The sequence below is a fragment of the Anaeromicrobium sediminis genome, from assembly GCF_002270055.1.
GTDB classification, from domain to species: domain Bacteria; phylum Bacillota; class Clostridia; order Peptostreptococcales; family Thermotaleaceae; genus Anaeromicrobium; species Anaeromicrobium sediminis.
The window spans coordinates 266,161-284,778 of the sequence record NZ_NIBG01000003.1; the positions used below are offsets into that span (position 1 = coordinate 266,161).

The following is an 18,618-nucleotide window of genomic DNA, read 5'->3' on the forward strand; positions in this document are numbered from 1 at the left end:
AATTTAGGGTATATGCGTAAATTCTAGTGAATGTACCAAGGCAATTTTGCCTTCTTACATTTTGAAACTTTATGAAGAATGTTGAAAATTGCTTAAGAAAACTTGGAACGGAATTTGCAATGTTAAGGAAATAACAAAACGAGGAGGGATTATTATGAAACAAGAAAAAATTAATCAACCAGCAAGTGCATTGAGCTCACCAAGATTTTGTAATAGAGGAAACTTTATGAGACTGCCAGCTGCAACTAACTTAGAGGAATTAGATTTTGCAGTAGTGGGAGTACCTTTTGATACAGCAAGTTCATTTAGAACTGGATCTAGATTTGGCCCTGGAGCTATTAGAAATATATCAGCCCTTATAAAACCTAACAATGTACATCTTGAAGTTAATGTATTAGATAGCTTAAAGGGTGCAGATTATGGAGATTTAAACATAGTTCCAGGATACATAGAAAAATCTTTTGAAAATATAGAAGAGGGATTACAACCTTTACTTGATGCCAATGTTATTCCCATCATATTAGGAGGAGACCACTCCATATCATTACCCCATTTAAGAGCCATAGCTAAAAAACATGGACCTGTGGCATTAGTTCACTTTGATTCCCATGCGGATATAAATGATACTGTATTTGGTGAAAAACACAATCATGGAACTCCATTTAGAAGAGCCTTTGAGGAAAAATTAATTGATCCTGACCATGTAATACAAGTGGGAATGAGAGGATCGTTATATGACCCAGATGAGCACAAAATAGCAGAGGAAGAATTAGGATTTAGATTAATAGCAGCTCACAAAATTAGGGAAATGGGAATAGATAATTTAATAGAAGAAATTAAGGATAGGGTAGGAGATAAAAAGGTATTCTTAACTTTTGATATAGATTTTGTAGATCCAGCTTATGCACCGGGAACGGGAACACCAGAGGTGGGAGGATTTACATCCCATGAGACTTTAACAATAGTAAGAGCATTAAAGGACTTAAACTTTGTAGGATGTGACATAGTGGAAGTTGCACCACAATATGACCCAACGGAGATGACGGCATTTATGGCCGCTAATGTAGCTTTTGAATTTATTTCAATGTTAGCTACAAAGAAGAAAATAAGAGACGAATAAAAAATCTGGAGGGATAAAATAATGGCTATTACAACAAAAGTAAATATTGAAAATTTAGACCTGAGCGATCCGAACAATCTAGATAAAATTCAATTGGATAAAAGCAGTTATAGTAAAGGCTTAACAAAATCTATAATTTTTACATCTATTGCCGTAGCAGTGTTTTTTATGCCTGTAACAATAGGTGGAAAATCGGATGTACTATTTGGATTCATCTATAACTTTTTTAAAAACTTATTAGGGAATTTTGGACTATGGTTAATAACAGGAGTTATAGTGGCCAATTCGGTAGTAAGTTTTTATGGCAAGTTCATGGCTAAAAAGGATAGTTTCCTTTATGAATACTATGGGCATGATTCCATACTTCATCCTTTTTTCTATTTATTAGGTGCAGTGTATGCAGTTATATATACTCTCCATGTAAGCTTTGAACAATTCACAGGACCGGATATTATAGTAGGAGGTTCCACAGGAGGAACGGTAATACCAGCCATAGTAGTGGGGGTTGCTTGGATTATACAGGTAGGGGCCTTCTTTATGCCTTTTCTACTTAGCTATGGTGGTATAGATTTTATAGGGTCAATACTAGAACCATTTATGAGACCTGTATTTAGAGTTCCTGGAAAAAGTGCAGTAGATGCTATTGCATCCTTTGTAAGTTCATCTTCAATGGCAGTTATTATTACTAGTAAGCTCTATAGAACTAATACATATACTAAGAGAGAAGCCACTATTATAGCTACATGCTTTAGTGCTGTGAGTGTTGGTTTTGCCATGTTAGTAGTAAAGACTGCAGGATTGGGAGAACATTTTATAAAGGTATATTTTTCTTCATTCTTTATAGCCTTTGTAATAACTTTCTTTATGGTTAGAATACCACCTCTTTCTAAGAAAGAAGATATATATCATAATGGTAGAATTCAAACGGAAGAAGATAGAGTTGGTGAAGCTAAATTTGAAAAGGGTATATTTAAAAGAGGTATAGATCGAGCTGCAAAAAGAGCTTATACGGCAAATAGTATATTCTCAGAGATAAAGTCTAGCTTAATTGATGGATATTCAGTAATGCCAAAGGTATTATCCCTATTATCTGCCGTTGGAATAACTGGGTTAATAGTAGCAGAATATACTCCTTTTTTCAGGATAATAGGAAAGGTTTTTGTACCCCTATTAGTATTGTTAAAGGTTCCAAATGCAGCTGAAATAGCTCCATCCGTTCCTGTGGGAATAGCAGAAATGTTTTTGCCTGTATTATTAATAGCAGATAAAGTAGATGTACTAGACATAGGAGCTAGATATTTCGTAACAGCCGTGTCAATGGTCCAAATAATATTTTTCTCAGAAACTATTGTTGTAATGATAGCCACACGTTTACCAGTAAAACTATGGGAATTAGTAGTATGTTTCTTACAAAGAACTCTAATAGCAATTCCACTAGTAGCGCTGGCAATGCATATATTATTCTAAAAATGAAACACCCCTAACCATTTCGGTTAAGGGTGTTTTCTTTACTTAAAATAAGCAAAATATCCTAGTACTAGTGATCCTAATACTATTCTATAATAGCCAAAGACCTTAAAGCTCTTTCTCTTTATGTAATTCATAAATACGGATATAACTATTAAAGCTACTATAAATGATACTCCAAAACCAATTCCTAATATCTTTAGTTCATTTGGAGTTAAATTAAATCCTACCTTTAATAAAGAATAACCAGAAGCAGCTACCATAGTAGGTATGGCTAAGAAAAATGAAAATTCAGCAGCAACTACTCTAGAAGCACCTAAGAACATGGCTCCTATAATAGTAGAAGCAGATCTAGAAGTTCCAGGTATCATGGCTAAACATTGAATTATACCTATTATGAATGCAGTCTTACAATCAAGCATATCTATAGAATTTATTGAACCTCTTTTGTTATCTTTATCAACTAATATTAGTACTATTCCTCCAACAATAAGGGCTATGGCAACTGTTGTTGGATTAAATAATAATTCTTCTATGTAATCTGCAGCTAATGCACCTATAACTAAAGCTGGAATTACACCTATTATAGTCTTTTGCCATAAGTTAATAATTCTTCTCTTGGCTAATACACTTTTTCTTCCAAAGGGAGATAACTTATCCCAAAAGTATACAATTACAGATAAGATTGCTCCAAGCTGAATTACTACGTCAAACATCTTCGTAAATTCCTCAGAGAAACTTATAAATTGGTTCACTATGATTAAGTGACCTGTAGAAGATACGGGCAAGAACTCAGTAAGTCCTTCCACTATACCTAATATTACTGAAATTAGAACTTCGCTCATAAAATACAAATCCTTTCTTTTTTTCTAGGATACATGATAATTAGTCTAGGTATATTATAAAGGATAATCCATAATATGACAAAGCCTTTGAGATGACTATATGAAAAACTTAAGATTTGTAATTATATTAATATTTGCCTTTAGTCATTAAAATAATATTCAAAAATTGGAGTAGAAAATAATGAAATAAAAAATAGTAGATTAGGAAAAATAATAAATAGACAAATTTAATTTACTACACATTTATACTAAGGAGGATTTTTTACATGGATAAAAATAGAGTAAAGGATATTATGGATGCTGATGAAAATTTAGAAGTACTTTATAGGGGTACTAGTGTATGGGTAGAAGATGTGAGTTCATCACAAGAGGAAGCTACTGTAAAAGTCTTAGAAACGGATGAATTAATTCAAGTACCCACATCAGAATTAAGGGAAACGGGAAGAGAATTAAAATAGATAAGCATAGAATTATTGGGATAGTTATGAAAAATAACTATCCCTTATTATATGGAAAAGATTTTAATTATTTAAGTACTTGTTAACCAAACACATAAACCTTCCATATTATGTATTGAAAATGAATGTAATAAAGCCTGCTAATTATTATTATTGATCATGGCCTTAGGAGGTGGGAATATGAGAAAAATATTTTTAATAGGAGTTCTATTTACAATAATAATTATTTCCTTTATTGGAATAAGTCTTGGACAAGCAAATACTAGGAATGTAGATATAATAATTACTCCACAAGTAGATATATTTGTTGGAAAAAGGCTTTATATACCAACAGAATATAATAATGGATATACTACTATAATTCATCCCTTTATATATGAGGATAGGGTCTATTTATCTATAGAAAATATAAGCCACATGATTAGATTGGGGCTAGATTATGATTATGAGTGTAAAGAAATATTATATTCTACTAAAAGCTGTATTGTAGAGCCAATAGAAATTGAAAAAGATAAAGATCCTTATATGGATTTAAATATGAAAGTATATTTGGATGAAAAACAGGTAAACTTATGTGAGAGTGAAAAATATTATGGACCTATAGTGTACAATGGAAAAATATATATTCCAATAAGATATATATCAGAGAAGGCTGGAAAAAGGGTTTTCTGGTATGGTGAAAAAAATAGAATTATAATAGATAAATAATTATAAGGGATGATTAAACCTATATAATCATCCCTTATTTACTTACTAGGAAATTATAGATTTTCAAAACTGTAGATAAGTAAAAAATAAGGGGGTGTGGGGGAAGGATTCCCCTGCCTCGTTAAAGAAGGGTGCTCAGCAACTTTAGTTGCGTCGAAGGGAACCATAGGGTTCCATAGCGAAGCATACGTAGTATGCCTTATTTCCTTTTACTAAAATTGTAATAAAATATGTTAAAATATAGTAAAATTACATTATGAAAGAAAACTATTAATATTAAACTATGATCTATAAAAAAGGAGAAATTAAATATGATTAAAAAAGAATTTGAATTTCCAAATTATAGTACAGAAATGTTACAAATATTAAAAGAAGGAAGAGTTTTATTAGTTGGAAAGGATAAGGATGGCAAATCCAATCCTATGACCATTGCTTGGGGAAGTATTATGTATGCTTGGAATAGACCACTATTTGTAGCTATGGTTAGAAGTAGTAGATATACATATAAACATATGGAAGAAAATAATGATTTTACAGTAAATTTTTTATCTAAAGACTACAAGGAAGCCCTAGGCTTTTGTGGAAGTAAATCGGGTAGAGACTTTGACAAGTGGAAAGAGACTGGATTAACTCCTATAGATGGGAAATTCGTGAATGGGACCGTTATAGATGAGGCCTTTATTAATATGGAATGTCGCACCGTATATAAGGATGAGATGGATTTAAATGCATTAGAAGAATCTATTATAAAATTAAAATACGATACAGATAAAAATGACCAAAATGTGGAACATACTTTTTATTTTGGAGAAATAATGGGAATGTATGGTCAAATGGAATAGACAAAAGCCAACTTGTATAAGTTGGCTTTTTTTAAAAAAGGGACATGGAAAAATATGTTAAAATATAAATGACCTTTTAAAAGGAGAAGGAGGGAATAATATGGGCGCCATTTTAATAATGATAGCTTTTATTATTATAGGTGTAGTAATAAGCATTATTGTACAATTTTTTCAAAAGAAGAAAATTGTAAAGAAGAATATTAAATATGGAGTGGCTTTTGCTTTAATATTATTAGTCCTTAATATGGTTTCGATGAATGTATTAGACATGAGGGGAAAGATGATAGGCCTTAGAATCATAATACAATTCTTAGAGATAATAGTATTTGTGGCTATGGGGATGCATTATTCTGAGCTTATTAAAATAAGAAGTATGCCCTTCATATGTAAAAAGTTTGATTCACAGAGGGTCTATGAAGAAAGGATTTTAATTAAAGAAGAAGTAACTGAAGATATTAAAGAAGAAATAGAAGATGAAGACATAATGACAGAAATTACTGAAGAAAAATATGATGAGAGTAATATAATTGAGGAATCTGTAAATTTGAAAGAGGCATTAAAGTGGGTGATTATATTTGTTATAGGATCAATTATATATTCTACTATTTTATTTAAAATTGCACATATAGATTTTGCATATATATTAGATAAGGTAGAATTAGAATCCTCTGAATTAGCCATATATGGACTAATATCAGGAGCTGCCATACAAGAAGAAATAGTGTTTAGATTAGTTGGTCAAAACTTTTTAATGAAATCTTTTAATATAGAGAGAAAAAATTACTATAAAGTTATAATAGCCATGTCATTTATTTGGGCATTAGCCCATTTAGGAAATGATATTGTTCCAAGGGGAATTAAGTTTTTTCAAATATTCCCTATGGGTATAGGCTTAGGATGGATGTATGAAAAATTTGGATTAGAAAGTTGTATATTGAGTCACCTTTTATTTAATATTATAATGATTAGTATAGTTTTTATATAATTAAGGGAGAAGAGTATGAATATAAAACTTATAGAATATGATAAAGAGTATTTAGGATATATAAAGAAATGGGAAGAACAAAAGGAAATATATGAATACCTTACTAATTTAAGACCAAAATACTTAAGAAAAAATTTTAAAGAGATAAAGGAAGCTACTAGATTTTATATTATTGAATATGAAGAGGTAATAATAGGTGCTACCTGGCTTGAAAGTATAACTAATATGGATGCTAAACTTACCATATACATAGGTGAGAAAGAATACAGAAAGAAGGGCATAGGCACTATTGTGGTAGATACCCTAGTAAATATAGCCTTTGAAGAGTTGAGTCTTAAGAAAGTCTATCTATATGTGAGAGCCCATAATTCTAATGCTATAAATTGTTATAAAAAACTAGGTTTTAAGATTAAAAGACAATTTGAAAGGCAAAGGTTTAAAAATGGATCAACTCAAGGATCTTATGAAATGGTTAAGTATAAAAAATAAGCTAATCTCCAGGAGATTAGCTTATTTTTTTGTATTCCATATAAGAATAGATAGTTGGAATTAGAACTGTTATAGCTATAACTCCTATGAGTATATAAAGACTGGCTACACCAGATAGAAAACTTGTGAATACAAGTATTAATCCTCCAATGGCAAAAGTAAAACCACTTAATCTATGAGTTTTTTTCCATACGGTTTCATTAGCTAAAGTCCAAGGTGTTTTTACACCAAAGAAATAATTGGGCCTAATTTGGCTCATATAATTTCCTATTATCATAAACAATATACCGACGAAAATTTTTATAGTAACTCCCATATTAATATTAAATCCTAGGGAAATTAAAATTGTACTCCAAGTAAGGAGTAAAAAGAATATTATAGTTGCTGCCATAGTAATATTAAATGCCTTAGCATGTTTAGTGTAGGATTGTCTTTTAGGATCTATTTTAGGTAAAAATTCTTTTAATAGATACATTCCAAGGGGAAGTAGGGCAAGTACAAAAATGAAAGACTTACTTCCATAAGCATCTATTTCACCATGCATATTCCAATGTTTAGGTATAGTATCAGGTAATTGATTATAAACTAAAAGAGTACCAAGAATTGATATGAAAATTAGAAATAGAATTATTTTATTTAGTTTCATTTTCATCATTCCTTTCTCTAAAATCAAAGAACCATTTAGTGATTTCTTGTAATACGGTAGAATTAAGGGAATAGTAGATATTTTGCCCTTGCTTATCACCAAGTATTAAGTCAGCATTTTTTAATGTACTTAAATGGTGACTTATGGATGGTTTACTAATATGAAAATAATCTGCAATTTCTCCTGCCGTCATATCTTTATCCCTTAGAAGTTCTAGAATTTTTCTTCTTGTAGGATCTGAAAGAGCTTTAAATGTTTTATTCATAGGCACACTTCCTTTAGATAATTAGATATTTAGATAATTATCTAAATATCTAATTAGATTATAGCATTTATATTCTGTCATTTTTACAGGTAAAGTATGTAATATTTGTTAGAATCTTAGATGTTTTAAAGTTAAAGAGCTTGTGCTCTGTTCACATATAAACAAAGTACAAGCCCTTTTATTAGTAGTTTTAATGAAGTTTTTTTAATTCTCAGTACTACTATTTTCTGTTACTTGTATGAACCTGTAAATTCCAAAGATTACTATTAGTCCTCCGCTTATTTGCCATAAAGTTGGTATTTGATTAAATAAAAATATGGCCCAGATAGTGGCAAAAATAGGTTCACCTAAAATTGCTGTAGACACAAATGATGGTGATAAATACTCTAGAGCCCAATTAAATATACTATGACCTAATATAGTACAACATACAGCTAAGCTTATGAAGATTATCCAATCTAGCTTAGGATATGGATAAAGGGGAGTACCAGTTATAAAATCAAATAACAACAGAGTAATAGTACAACTTGTGTAAACGATGAATGTGTATGCATTTACAGAAAGTTTTTGTCTGGCAATCCTACCTATGAGCATGTAACAAGCTACAGTCAATCCTCCTAATATTGCCAACATATCTCCGTATAATATATTTTTTCCTAAAGAGGAATCACCCATTGAAATAATGGCACTTCCAATTAAAGCAATAAATATACTGGCAAGGGATTTTCTAGAGACTTTTTCTTTTAATATAAATATACTACCTAAAACTATAAATATGGGATGGGTATTTACTAATACGGTTGAACTGGCTATGGATGTATACTTTATGGATTCTAACCAAGTTGCAAAGTGAAGTGCTAAAAAGACTCCACTACATATACACTGAACAAGGGTTTTTCTAGATACATTCTTCAGTTCATGAGTATTCTTAGCAAGTACATAGGGTAGTAATATAAAAGAAGTAAACCCTAATCTATAGGTGCCAATTATCAAAGCAGGTGCTGAACACATTTTAGTAAGTACAGAACTAAAGGATACAAATATAACACCAATCAAAATGATAAGTTTAGGGTCGATTTTTTTGTCCATATTACGTTCCTCCTAATTAAATTCATATAAAGATTATAACATTATTTGGAAACATCCTATAGTAGATGCTAAAAATTTTATATTATAAATTTTAAGGAAAAGAATGGATATAGTGATTATAAAGGTTTATAGGTTTTAGACAATTAATAACCCGTTTGACAAAGATAATTTTAATATGATATATTCGTTTTAGGATCCTAAAACGAATATAGGATACAAAATTACAAGGAGGGATTATAATATGAGTAAGAAAAACAAAGGGTGCTTAGAACGAATTGAAAGACTTAAATCAAAGCTTCTAGAGGTTAGACCAGAGATGGATTTGGAAAATGCCAGAATTTTAACTGAGAGTTTTATGGAGACAGAAGGACTTCCACATGTTCTTAGGAAAGCTAAGGCCTTTCATAAACAGTGTAGTGAAAAGACCATTAATATTTGGGAAGATGAACTAATCGTAGGTTGTTCTGGTAGTAAAAAACGTGGAGGTATTCTATGTGCAGATACTTGCTGGTCTGTACTTGATGCTGAACTGGATACTATAAGTAACAGAAAATATGATCCTTTTTATCTTCGTGATGAAGATAGAGCTATTTTTCAAGAGGTAATTAAACCTTACTGGAAAGGCAGATCAAACTATGAAAAGTGGCTAGCTCAGGTTCCTGAAGAAACTAAAGAGCTTACAGATAACGGAATTCTTTATATTAACAGAAAGGCTGTTAGAGGTTTTGGTGAAACTACTGCAGGATATGAATGGCTTCTTAATGTTGGAATTTCTGGTATTGTAAAAGAAATCGAAAAAAGTAGAGCAAAACTTGATATTACTGTTCCAGGTGATTACCAAAAGGATTATTATTTAAAATCCCAATTAATTGCTGCTGATGGTATTAAGATTTTGATTGAGAGGCATGCTGAATTAGCTCGTAAATATGCCAATGAGACGGATGATTTAATTAGAAAAGAAGAACTTAATCAGATTGCTTCCATTTGTGATTCTATTTCATGGAATCCTGTAAGAAGTTTTAGAGAAGCCCTTCAACTTTTTTATTTCTATCAAACATGCATTTTCATGGAGCAAAATGCTGCCAGCTATAACCCAGGCAGAATGGATCAATATTTATGGAAATATTATGAAAATGATTTAGAAAAGGGAATTATAACTGTCGATGAAGCTCAGGAACTTTTGGATTGCCTTTGGATTAAGTTTAGTGAACCATGTTTATTCCAAGATGAAGTTACTGCTGAATTTGCAGCTGGATATCCAATGTTTCAAAATGTTTGTGTTGGTGGAGTAGATGATTGTGGAAGAGACGCTGTAAATGATTTATCTTATATGATTTTACAAGCTACTATGGATGTAAAGTTATATCAACCTTCCTTATCCGTTAGATATAGCGTAGCTAAGAACCCTAATTCATTTTTAAAAAAGGTAGTGGATCTTATGAGTTTGGGTACTGGATTCCCAGCTTTTCATAATGATGATATTGGTATAAGAATGCTTATGAACAAGGGAATTCCTTTAAAGGAAGCTTTTAACTGGAATCCTTGTGGATGCGTTGAAACAAATCTTGAAGGCAGAACTAAACAATATACGGCCCTTGCAGATATTAATTTAGGAAGCATGGTGGAATTTGCTCTTCTAAATGGAAAGATGAGAAAAAATAATAAAGTTATTTCTGTTAGGTCGGGTGACCCTCTTGAATTTCATACTTATGGAAAGTTTTTAGAAGCAGTTAAGGACCAAATTAGATATTCTGTTAGAGCTTGCGTAATGGGAAGCCACGTAATAGATGAGATTTGTATGGATAGAACTTGTCCTGCTTTATCTCTTACTTTTAAAGAGTGTATTGAAAGTGCTAAAGATTATGCTTGGGGTGGTGCTAAATACAATGTGGGCAATGGTATTATTCTTATTGGTGTTGCTGATTTGATTAATAGTTTGGCTACTGTTCGCCACATTATATATAATGAAAAAAGTACTTCCATGAGTGAACTGCTTAAAGCTTTAGAAAATAATTTTGAAGGCTATGATATTCTTCATAAAATGTGTATGGATGCTCCTAAGTATGGAAATGATGATCCTCTAGTAGATGATATTGCAGGAGAAATATATACTTTTATTGCTGATGAAATAGAGAGTTACAATAGTAAGTTTGGTAAAATGTCTCCAGGTATTTTACCGGTTTCAGGTAATACACCTTTTGGTTTAGAGGTTGGGGCATTACCTTCTGGCAGAAAGGCCTGGACTCCTTTAGCAGATGGTGTTAGTCCTTCTGGGGGTTCTGATATGAATGGGCCTACTGCCGTTCTTAAGTCTGTTGCCAATATTCCTCATGATAGATTTACTCAAGGAACTTTACTTAACATGAAGGTTGAACCTTCCATGATATCTAATGAAGGGGGCAAAATTCAAATGATGTCCCTACTTAAGAGTATGTGCACACTTGGTGTGTATCATGTTCAGTTCAATGTAATCGACCAAGAAAAGCTTATTAAGGCTCAAAAGGATCCTGAAAAATACAAAGGACTTTTAGTTAGAGTTGCTGGTTATACTGCATATTTCACGGAATTAGGCAAAGATATTCAAGATGAAATAATAGGTAGAACTGTTCAAACTGGCATTTCTGTGGGGTGATACTTTGATAGAAAAACCAAATAGAAAGGGATCTATTCTTAGAATTGAAAGGGCTTCTATCCATGATGGAGATGGTATTAGAACTGTGGTATATTTCAAGGGGTGTCCTTTGAAATGTAAATGGTGTTCTACCCCAGAATCTCAAAAAACTTATGAAGAACTGGCCTATATGGAGAAAAAATGTACTAGATGTGAAAGATGTGTGAGCCATTGTCCTGAAAATGCATTGTCCTTATCTAGTGAAGATGGAAAAATTCATATTGATAGATCAAAGTGTACTAGGTGTTTTAAATGTATTGATACATGTCCCTTTGGCGCACTAAGAAAGTATGGTATTAGTATGTCTGTAGATGAGGTAGTAAATGAAATAAGTAAGGACGAACTTTTTTACTTTCATTCAAAGGGTGGAGTTACTATTAGTGGCGGTGAGTGTCTAATGCAGATGGAATTTTTAAGGGATATTCTTCAAGGATGTAAAATGAATGGAATTAATACGGCTATTGAAACAAGTCTCCTTGCTAAATATGAAGATATAGAAATGGTACTTCCATTTATTGATACGTTTTTTGTTGATATAAAACATATGGACTCTCATTGTCACAAAGTATTAACGGGTGTGAAAAATCACATGATTTTAGATAATATTGTTAAACTTGATGAGTCAAAGTTTAATTTTGATATTCGAGTAAGGATTCCTATTATTCCTGGTTTGAATGATTCTGAGGCTAATTTATTAGCCACTCTGGAGTTTTGTAGTAATAGAAATAAGATTAGCTCCATAGAACTCTTACCCTATCACAGATATGGCATTGATACTTATAATTCACTTGATATTGAATATGAACTTAAGAAATTAAGTACTCCATCAAATGATCACATTATAAGAATGGATTCCCTTTTAAAAGAAAGAAAATCCAACTTGGAAATACGAGCAAATGTAGGGGTTTCAGGTAGTTCAACTAATTTGACTATTTAATTTCCAAATGATATTATCTAAATATTATTTAGTATCAAATTTTGAGGTGATTAAATGAAAGATGAACAATCGAATCAATCCCTAATGGATTTAGCTTATATAGATATCAAGAATAAAATTCTTAACTTAACTTATCCACCAGGTACAGCTTTAACAGAATCAGGCTTAGCTAAAGAACTGAAAAGTAGCAGAATGCCAATTAGAATGGCCATTCGAAGACTTGAAAACGAAGGACTATTAATTGCAGGTTATAGAAAGAAGATAAGAGTTAAGGAAGTTACTCGTAAAGATGTTTTAGAGATATATCAACTTAGAAGTCTTCTTGAAAAAAATGCTCTTAAGATGATATTTGATTCTGATAAGACTTGGGAATATTCACATCGTCTTGAAGGGAAAGTTGTGAATATGAGAGCTGCTCAGAACGATCTATATGATTGGGAAGTTGCTGATACAGAAATGCATAAAGAGCTTGTGAGTATTTTTCAAAATGATAGAATTAATAGAATCTATGAAAATAATCAAAATGAATTGATTCGTATTGGTCTAATATCTGGTAAAAGTAGCGCTCATATTAAAGAAGTTAATGCTCGCTTAGTTGAGTTCATTGAATCTATTCGTAATAAAAAATTTGAATTGGCTATGAGTATACTTAAGGAAGATCATTTAGATGCGGGCCTTGAAATGGCCCTTGATAAAATTACTCTCGAATAGCTAAACTAATTTTGCTCTTATTTCTTTAATGGAAAAGAATTAGGAGGGTTACCATGTACAAAATAGGATTTATTGGTTGCGGAAATATGGGAAAGGCAATGATTGGTGGAATAATTAATTCAAGAATATATAAGGCTGACGAGATAATAGCTTTAGATTTAAATGAATGCCTTTTATCTGAAGTGAAAGGTGTGTTTGGAATAAATACTACTAGAGATACTCTTTACTTAGCTGAGAATTCTAGAATTATTATTCTATCTGTTAAACCTAATATTTATAATATTATTCTAAATGAAATAAAGGATAAAATTTCTCATGATACTATTGTTATTAGTATAGCTCCAGGTATATCAATCAAGTCTATTGAGGATGTTATAGGTTCTGATAAAAAAGTTATTAGAACAATGCCTAATACTCCTGCTCTAGTCAATGAAGGTATGTCTGCCATATGTATTAGCAATAAGGTTTCTGAAGTTGAAAAAGAAGAAGTACTTAAAATCTATTCTAGCTTTGGGATTGCTGAGATTGTAAGTGAGAAACTAATGGATTGTGTTGTTGGAGTTAGTGGATCCTCTCCTGCATATGTATATATGTTCATTGAAGCTATGGCTGATGTAGCGGTTCTGGCAGGTATGCCTAGAGATAAGGCATATAAATTTGCCGCCCAATCCATAATGGGATCAGCTAAGATGGTTCTTGATACGGGAATTCATCCTGCAGCACTTAAGGATATGGTTTGCTCGCCAGGAGGAACGACCATTGAAGCAGCGGCAGTTCTTGAAGAAATGGGCTTTAGATCTTCTGTAATTTCTGCTATGAAGTCCTGTATAAAAAAATCAAGTAAACTTACGAGTAAATGAAGAATGAATTTTCAACTTCTCACATGTGTTTCTAATATAAATTAAAATATATTATAAAAGGGCTGCTATTAAAAATAGCCGCCCTTTTCTTATTTGCTCATTAAGGTATGTATTGTAGGATTGTTAAATACTTTATTTGCCACATGTAAAAATTCTTCTTTTGTTATTTCATCTAATATCTTTAATTCTTCCTCAAAGGACTCTATTGAGTGCTCCATTATTCTTTGGGTCAACAAGAAGTGAGCTAATCCACCACAGTCTTCAACTAAAGACAATAGGGATGTTTTAACTAACTTTTTCATATGGTTTATGGTTTTTTCATCAAATACTATAGTGCCATTTTTTATATCAGTAATAGATTTTTCTATTACCTTTTGTGCATCTACTATGTCTGAATCAGAAGCTGTAGTGTAGATACATAAAGTCTTTATGGATTTGGTAGTATCCACTTCAGAATACACGTCATAGGAAAAACCATTATCTTCCCTAAGACATTTAAATAGTATGGAGTTTGCACTTTCTCCAAACTTATAATTTAGAGTCTCTAAAACTAGTTCCTCCCTGCGGGTAAGATTGTGGAAGGTGTATAGGAATATAAGTGTATTTTGAGATATATTATCTTTATAGGATATTTTTTTTGTAGGTTTATTTTTTTCTGCAAAGAGGGGAGATTTTATGGAATTCCCTTCTTTCCATATACCAAAATACTTTTCTACCATAGCTTTTGCTTCCTCATGACTGTAAGGCGATGCTACACTTACTACACAGTTGTTTGGTACATAGTATTTATTATAAAATTTTATAATATCTTTTCTTGAAAATTTATTGATATTTTTCTTGGTTCCTAAGATATCATAGCGAAGGGGATGGTCTTTAAATGCTATGGAATTAATTTTCCTAAAACTATACTCCTCCACATCATCCAAAGAAGATTTGATTTCTGATATTACTACCTTTTTTTCCTTTTCTAATTCGTCCTTAGGAAAGGTAGAATTCATAATCATATCAGATAATAATTCCATAGAATTTTCAAATTCATCTTTAAGGGCCGTTATTGCTAAAACAGTAGATGAATAATTAGTATAAGCATCATAAGAACCAGCTCTTTCTTCTAAATCATCATTAATATTATGATTAGTTCTTTTGTTAGTTCCTTTAAATAACATGTGCTCTATAAGATGACTAAGACCCTTCTCATTTAATGTTTCGTATAGAGCGCCTACTTTTAAGCCTATTTGTACAGATGTAAAATTAGTGTTCTTCTTTACTGTTATTAAATTAAGTCCATTAGGTAAAACGTGTTCCTTATAATCAAAATATGATTTCATACATTAACTCCTGTCCTTATAGGATTCTATCTTTATACTATTGTATTGTAGCATAAATACATATATGTAGAAATGATTATTAAAAATATATTTTATGAAGACAATAATCATATTAGGGTATATATAATTATAAAATTATTATGATGGAGGAAGAGTTTTATGGATAAGAAATATAAAAAGCCTAGTGATGAAGAAATAGGAAGAAAATTAAATCCTATACAATATGCAGTGACTCAAGAAGATAATACGGAAAGGCCCTTTCAAAATGAATTTTGGGATCACAAAAAAGAAGGAATATACGTAGACATAGTATCTGGGGAACCCTTATTTTCTTCAAATGATAAGTTTGATTCAGGTTGCGGTTGGCCTAGTTTTACTAAGCCAGTAGATAGGTCATATATAAAGGAAAAGGCAGACTTTAGTCACAATATGAACAGAATAGAAGTTAGAAGCAAAAACGGAGACTCACATCTAGGCCATGTGTTTAACGATGGCCCCTTAGACAGAGGTGGCATGAGATATTGTATAAATAGTGCATCTCTTAGATTTGTTCCAAAGGATAAAATGAAAGAAGAAGGATATGAAGAATATTTGATTTTATTTGAAAAAGAGTTTAAATAAAATTTTTAATAAGAATCCATACTAATGCTTCACATCTTCCGAATCTGTTAAATATATTGTAAAAATTGTAGTTTGTAAAAGAAATGATAATATATTAAAATACAATCTATATAGAATAAAATTTGGAGGAAGTATTATGTACAAACTTATAGCATTAGATATGGATGGAACGTTATTAAATTCTAATAAGGAAATTTCTAAAGAAAATTATGAAGCTATTAAAAAGGCTAGAGAAAATGGGGTAAAGGTGGTATTAGCCACAGGAAGGCCTGTAGATGGAGTGAAAAAATATCTAGAAGAACTAGATATGGTAAGTGATGAAGAATATGTGGCTGCCTATAATGGAGCAGTAATACAAAATGGTAAGAGTGGAGATATAATAAGTAAGATACCTTTAAACTTAGACTGTTATAAAGAATTATATGAACTTAGTAAGGAGTTAGAAGTAAATATACATGCCCTTACAGAGAAGGGGGTTACAACACCTAAGTATAATGAGTATACGGAAGTGGAAGCTACTATAAATGAAATACCCCTAATGGTAGAGGAAGTCAGTGACATAGATGAGAATGAGACCATAATAAAGGTCATGTTCATAGATGATCCTAAAAAATTAGATGACATAACAGATAAAATTCCTGAACATATAAAAGAAAAATATACGGTGGTTAGAACATACCCTATATTCTTGGAATTCTTAGATAAGAGGGTTGATAAGGCCTTTGGAGTTAAGACTATTGCTGAAAACTTAAATATAAAACAAGAAGAGATCATATGTGTGGGAGATGCAGGAAATGATTTAGGGATGGTTAAATATGCAGGGCTAGGGGTTGCCATGGACAATGCCTTTGATGAAGTGAAAGAAATTGCAAATTATGTAACCTTATCTAATGATAATCATGGAGTTGCCCATGTTATAGAGAAATTCATATTAAATATGGGTGCGTAAAAATAATAGCCTAAAGGTATATATCTTTAGGCTATTATTAATTTATTCTTTAGAATGGACATGATATAATATAAATCGATTCCCATTAAAAGTAGGATTTTCATAAATATACTATTCATAGATTTAAACTAGGTGGTAAATGAACATGTTAAATAAATTATTTTTAAATAAATATAAAAAAAGTTTCTTCAACTATAAAGATATTTCATGTAATGATAAAGGAATAATAAAAATGTTTATCATATATTCCTTATTGACTTTTATAGCATTCATTGGGTTTGCGGAGCTTACCTATAATTTTTATATGAATAATCAGGAAAAGGCAATTCGTGAAAATCTATTTAGTTTGGCAAATCAATATTCTCAGAGAATTCAAGAGAACTTGATTAATGAAATATATGTGGTAAACACTCTTGAGGTAATGTTGAAATTAACAGATTATGATGTGGAATCCTTTTATAAATGGGGGCCACCTATACTAGAATCAAACCCTAATATAACATCAATTCAATTAGCACCTAATGGAATTGTTCAATATATATATCCTCTAGAAGGGAACGAAAAGGCAATAGGACATAATTTGCTAAAAGATGTAAATAGAGATGATGGGGCTATTAAAGCAATTAAAGATAAGGCCATAACATTTATAGGCCCTGTTAAGCTTATACAAAATGGTAAAATGGCTGTAATAGCTAGGAAACCAATTTTTAAGTTAGATAATGGTGTAGACGAATTTTGGGGATTTACTATTGTGTTAATAAACATTGAAAATATTTTAATTCCAGAACTTAAGTATGTAGAAGAAAAGGGATTAGCCTATAGAATTTTAGGAAATGATCCAGATAGACAAGAGAAACCTGTAATAATATCATCTTCTACAAAGATAGAAAAGTGGGAGGCTTCCTATCCAATTGTGGTACCAAATGGACAGTGGACTATTGAAATGACATATATTGATAAACGCTCAAAGGAGCATGATTTATTGCACCTATATATTATTTTAGGAGGTATAATTCTAGCAACTTTGTATTGTACTCAACATTTTAGAATGATTAAAAAGTCTATTGAGGTAGATTGGTTAAATGAAAAATTAACAGAACTATCTTATACGGATGAGTTGACTAATATAAAAAATAGAAGGGGCGTTTTAATAGAATTAGAATTATTAATAGAAGAAGCTCAATTATATAATAGACCTCTTAGTATTGGTATGATAGACATTGATTTTTTTAAGGATATAAATGATTCCCTAGGCCATGACGGTGGAGATAATGCTTTGAAGCATATTATTAATATTTTCAAAAATAATCTAGACTCTTGTCACACCATTGGTAGAACGGGAGGGGATGAATTCATTTGTATATTTAGAGACAGCCATATACGTGAAGCTAATATGATAGCTAAGGGATTAGAAGATAATCTTAAAGGCTCACCATTTATATATTTAGGAAAAGAAATTTCTCTAACCTTTTCCATGGGCATTGTACAATATGACATTCATGGAGATACTTTAGAATCTTTAATAAATAGGGCAGATAAGGCACTTTATGATGCAAAATTAAAAGGAAGAAATCAAATAATATGCATGTAGGTATTTAAGTCTACTAAAAATGATTATCTTACCATG

At 31.2% G+C, this 18,618-nt stretch carries 18 protein-coding genes and 1 pseudogene; 14 read left to right on the forward strand and 5 right to left on the reverse strand.

The features are described from left to right. Positions 1 to 154: 154 nt before the first annotated feature. On the forward strand, positions 155 to 1,120 hold the full coding sequence (gene speB / locus CCE28_RS06035) for an agmatinase (protein WP_095131975.1): 966 nt from the start codon (positions 155 to 157) through the stop codon (positions 1,118 to 1,120). A gap of 21 nt (positions 1,121 to 1,141) precedes the next feature. Next, positions 1,142 to 2,587, forward strand: coding sequence for a YjiH family protein (locus CCE28_RS06040; protein WP_095131977.1), 1,446 nt, complete (start codon positions 1,142 to 1,144; stop codon positions 2,585 to 2,587). A gap of 41 nt (positions 2,588 to 2,628) precedes the next feature. Here the strand turns inward: CCE28_RS06040 and CCE28_RS06045 are convergent, their stop codons facing one another. Beyond that, complete coding sequence (locus CCE28_RS06045; protein ID WP_095131979.1) at positions 2,629 to 3,432, reverse strand: undecaprenyl-diphosphate phosphatase; 804 nt, start codon at positions 3,430 to 3,432, stop codon at positions 2,629 to 2,631. A 266-nt stretch (positions 3,433 to 3,698) separates the two neighbouring features. Between CCE28_RS06045 and CCE28_RS06050 the strand changes: the two genes are divergently transcribed. The 5 genes from CCE28_RS06050 to CCE28_RS06070 all read left to right on the forward strand — a co-directional run bounded on the left by CCE28_RS06050 (position 3,699) and on the right by CCE28_RS06070 (position 6,914). Then, positions 3,699 to 3,890 (forward strand): small, acid-soluble spore protein, H family, encoded by a 192-nt coding sequence (locus CCE28_RS06050; protein ID WP_095131981.1) that lies wholly within the window; start codon positions 3,699 to 3,701, stop codon positions 3,888 to 3,890. 180 nt (positions 3,891 to 4,070) lie between these two features. After that, complete coding sequence (locus CCE28_RS06055; RefSeq protein ID WP_095131983.1) at positions 4,071 to 4,598, forward strand: stalk domain-containing protein; 528 nt, start codon at positions 4,071 to 4,073, stop codon at positions 4,596 to 4,598. Positions 4,599 to 4,909: 311 nt separating this feature from the next. Next, a complete protein-coding gene (locus CCE28_RS06060; protein WP_095131985.1) occupies positions 4,910 to 5,440 on the forward strand; it encodes a flavin reductase family protein in 531 nt (176 codons plus the stop codon). Between the two features lie 100 nt (positions 5,441 to 5,540). Next, positions 5,541 to 6,425 (forward strand): CPBP family intramembrane glutamic endopeptidase, encoded by an 885-nt coding sequence (locus CCE28_RS06065; RefSeq protein ID WP_095131987.1) that lies wholly within the window; start codon positions 5,541 to 5,543, stop codon positions 6,423 to 6,425. 15 nt (positions 6,426 to 6,440) lie between these two features. After that, positions 6,441 to 6,914 (forward strand): GNAT family N-acetyltransferase, encoded by a 474-nt coding sequence (locus CCE28_RS06070; protein WP_095131989.1) that lies wholly within the window; start codon positions 6,441 to 6,443, stop codon positions 6,912 to 6,914. Positions 6,915 to 6,930: 16 nt separating this feature from the next. Here CCE28_RS06070 and CCE28_RS06075 read toward each other — a convergent pair whose 3' ends face one another. The 3 genes from CCE28_RS06075 to CCE28_RS06085 all read right to left on the reverse strand — a co-directional run bounded on the left by CCE28_RS06075 (position 6,931) and on the right by CCE28_RS06085 (position 8,914). Next, positions 6,931 to 7,560, reverse strand: coding sequence for an SdpI family protein (locus tag CCE28_RS06075; protein ID WP_176461687.1), 630 nt, complete (start codon positions 7,558 to 7,560; stop codon positions 6,931 to 6,933). Further along, complete coding sequence (locus tag CCE28_RS06080; RefSeq protein WP_095131993.1) at positions 7,547 to 7,825, reverse strand: autorepressor SdpR family transcription factor; 279 nt, start codon at positions 7,823 to 7,825, stop codon at positions 7,547 to 7,549. Before CCE28_RS06080 ends, CCE28_RS06075 begins: the two co-directional genes overlap by 14 nt. A 204-nt stretch (positions 7,826 to 8,029) precedes the next feature. Continuing rightward, entirely contained in the window at positions 8,030 to 8,914 is an 885-nt protein-coding gene (locus tag CCE28_RS06085; protein WP_095131995.1) for a DMT family transporter, read from the reverse strand. A gap of 241 nt (positions 8,915 to 9,155) precedes the next feature. Between CCE28_RS06085 and CCE28_RS06090 the strand changes: the two genes are divergently transcribed. Genes CCE28_RS06090 through proC form a run of 4 tightly spaced genes read left to right on the forward strand, consistent with a single transcriptional unit; the run spans position 9,156 to position 14,093 of the window. Then, on the forward strand, positions 9,156 to 11,546 hold the full coding sequence (locus tag CCE28_RS06090) for a glycyl radical protein (protein ID WP_095131997.1): 2,391 nt from the start codon (positions 9,156 to 9,158) through the stop codon (positions 11,544 to 11,546). A gap of 4 nt (positions 11,547 to 11,550) precedes the next feature. After that, positions 11,551 to 12,522 (forward strand): glycyl-radical enzyme activating protein, encoded by a 972-nt coding sequence (locus CCE28_RS06095; RefSeq protein WP_176461688.1) that lies wholly within the window; start codon positions 11,551 to 11,553, stop codon positions 12,520 to 12,522. A gap of 54 nt (positions 12,523 to 12,576) precedes the next feature. Continuing rightward, positions 12,577 to 13,233 carry a GntR family transcriptional regulator gene (locus tag CCE28_RS06100; protein ID WP_095132001.1) on the forward strand — a complete coding sequence of 219 codons (657 nt, stop codon included), beginning with the start codon at positions 12,577 to 12,579 and terminating at the stop codon, positions 13,231 to 13,233. Between the two features lie 53 nt (positions 13,234 to 13,286). Beyond that, the gene (gene proC, locus CCE28_RS06105) at positions 13,287 to 14,093 is read left to right on the forward strand and encodes a pyrroline-5-carboxylate reductase (RefSeq protein WP_095132003.1); all 807 of its coding nucleotides are present in this window, start codon (positions 13,287 to 13,289) and stop codon (positions 14,091 to 14,093) included. Positions 14,094 to 14,182: 89 nt separating this feature from the next. Here proC and CCE28_RS06110 read toward each other — a convergent pair whose 3' ends face one another. Next, complete coding sequence (locus CCE28_RS06110; protein WP_095132005.1) at positions 14,183 to 15,421, reverse strand: M16 family metallopeptidase; 1,239 nt, start codon at positions 15,419 to 15,421, stop codon at positions 14,183 to 14,185. A gap of 189 nt (positions 15,422 to 15,610) precedes the next feature. Here CCE28_RS06110 and msrB point away from each other — a divergent pair. From msrB to CCE28_RS06125, 3 genes and pseudogenes are all read left to right on the forward strand, one after another. Next, positions 15,611 to 16,042: pseudogene (msrB, locus tag CCE28_RS06115) on the forward strand (peptide-methionine (R)-S-oxide reductase MsrB); the annotation flags it as partial. A 136-nt stretch (positions 16,043 to 16,178) separates the two neighbouring features. After that, the gene (yidA, locus tag CCE28_RS06120) at positions 16,179 to 16,991 is read left to right on the forward strand and encodes a sugar-phosphatase (RefSeq protein ID WP_095132009.1); all 813 of its coding nucleotides are present in this window, start codon (positions 16,179 to 16,181) and stop codon (positions 16,989 to 16,991) included. 145 nt (positions 16,992 to 17,136) lie between these two features. Next, on the forward strand, positions 17,137 to 18,582 hold the full coding sequence (locus CCE28_RS06125) for a sensor domain-containing diguanylate cyclase (RefSeq protein ID WP_176461689.1): 1,446 nt from the start codon (positions 17,137 to 17,139) through the stop codon (positions 18,580 to 18,582). The last annotated feature ends 36 nt before the right edge of the window (positions 18,583 to 18,618 follow it).

Coding starts and splice junctions, on each gene's coding strand:
- CCE28_RS06070 (WP_095131989.1), top strand. CDS start 6,441: ATGAATATAAAACTTATAGAATATGATAAAGAGTATTTAGGATATATA.
- proC (WP_095132003.1), top strand. CDS start 13,287: ATGTACAAAATAGGATTTATTGGTTGCGGAAATATGGGAAAGGCAATG.
- CCE28_RS06040 (WP_095131977.1), top strand. CDS start 1,142: ATGGCTATTACAACAAAAGTAAATATTGAAAATTTAGACCTGAGCGAT.
- CCE28_RS06065 (WP_095131987.1), top strand. CDS start 5,541: ATGGGCGCCATTTTAATAATGATAGCTTTTATTATTATAGGTGTAGTA.
- CCE28_RS06090 (WP_095131997.1), top strand. CDS start 9,156: ATGAGTAAGAAAAACAAAGGGTGCTTAGAACGAATTGAAAGACTTAAA.
- CCE28_RS06080 (WP_095131993.1), bottom strand. CDS start 7,825: ATGAATAAAACATTTAAAGCTCTTTCAGATCCTACAAGAAGAAAAATT.
- yidA (WP_095132009.1), top strand. CDS start 16,179: ATGTACAAACTTATAGCATTAGATATGGATGGAACGTTATTAAATTCT.
- CCE28_RS06075 (WP_176461687.1), bottom strand. CDS start 7,560: ATGAAACTAAATAAAATAATTCTATTTCTAATTTTCATATCAATTCTT.
- CCE28_RS06050 (WP_095131981.1), top strand. CDS start 3,699: ATGGATAAAAATAGAGTAAAGGATATTATGGATGCTGATGAAAATTTA.
- CCE28_RS06085 (WP_095131995.1), bottom strand. CDS start 8,914: ATGGACAAAAAAATCGACCCTAAACTTATCATTTTGATTGGTGTTATA.
- CCE28_RS06060 (WP_095131985.1), top strand. CDS start 4,910: ATGATTAAAAAAGAATTTGAATTTCCAAATTATAGTACAGAAATGTTA.
- CCE28_RS06045 (WP_095131979.1), bottom strand. CDS start 3,432: ATGAGCGAAGTTCTAATTTCAGTAATATTAGGTATAGTGGAAGGACTT.
- speB (WP_095131975.1), top strand. CDS start 155: ATGAAACAAGAAAAAATTAATCAACCAGCAAGTGCATTGAGCTCACCA.
- CCE28_RS06110 (WP_095132005.1), bottom strand. CDS start 15,421: ATGAAATCATATTTTGATTATAAGGAACACGTTTTACCTAATGGACTT.
- CCE28_RS06125 (WP_176461689.1), top strand. CDS start 17,137: ATGTTAAATAAATTATTTTTAAATAAATATAAAAAAAGTTTCTTCAAC.
- CCE28_RS06100 (WP_095132001.1), top strand. CDS start 12,577: ATGAAAGATGAACAATCGAATCAATCCCTAATGGATTTAGCTTATATA.
- CCE28_RS06055 (WP_095131983.1), top strand. CDS start 4,071: ATGAGAAAAATATTTTTAATAGGAGTTCTATTTACAATAATAATTATT.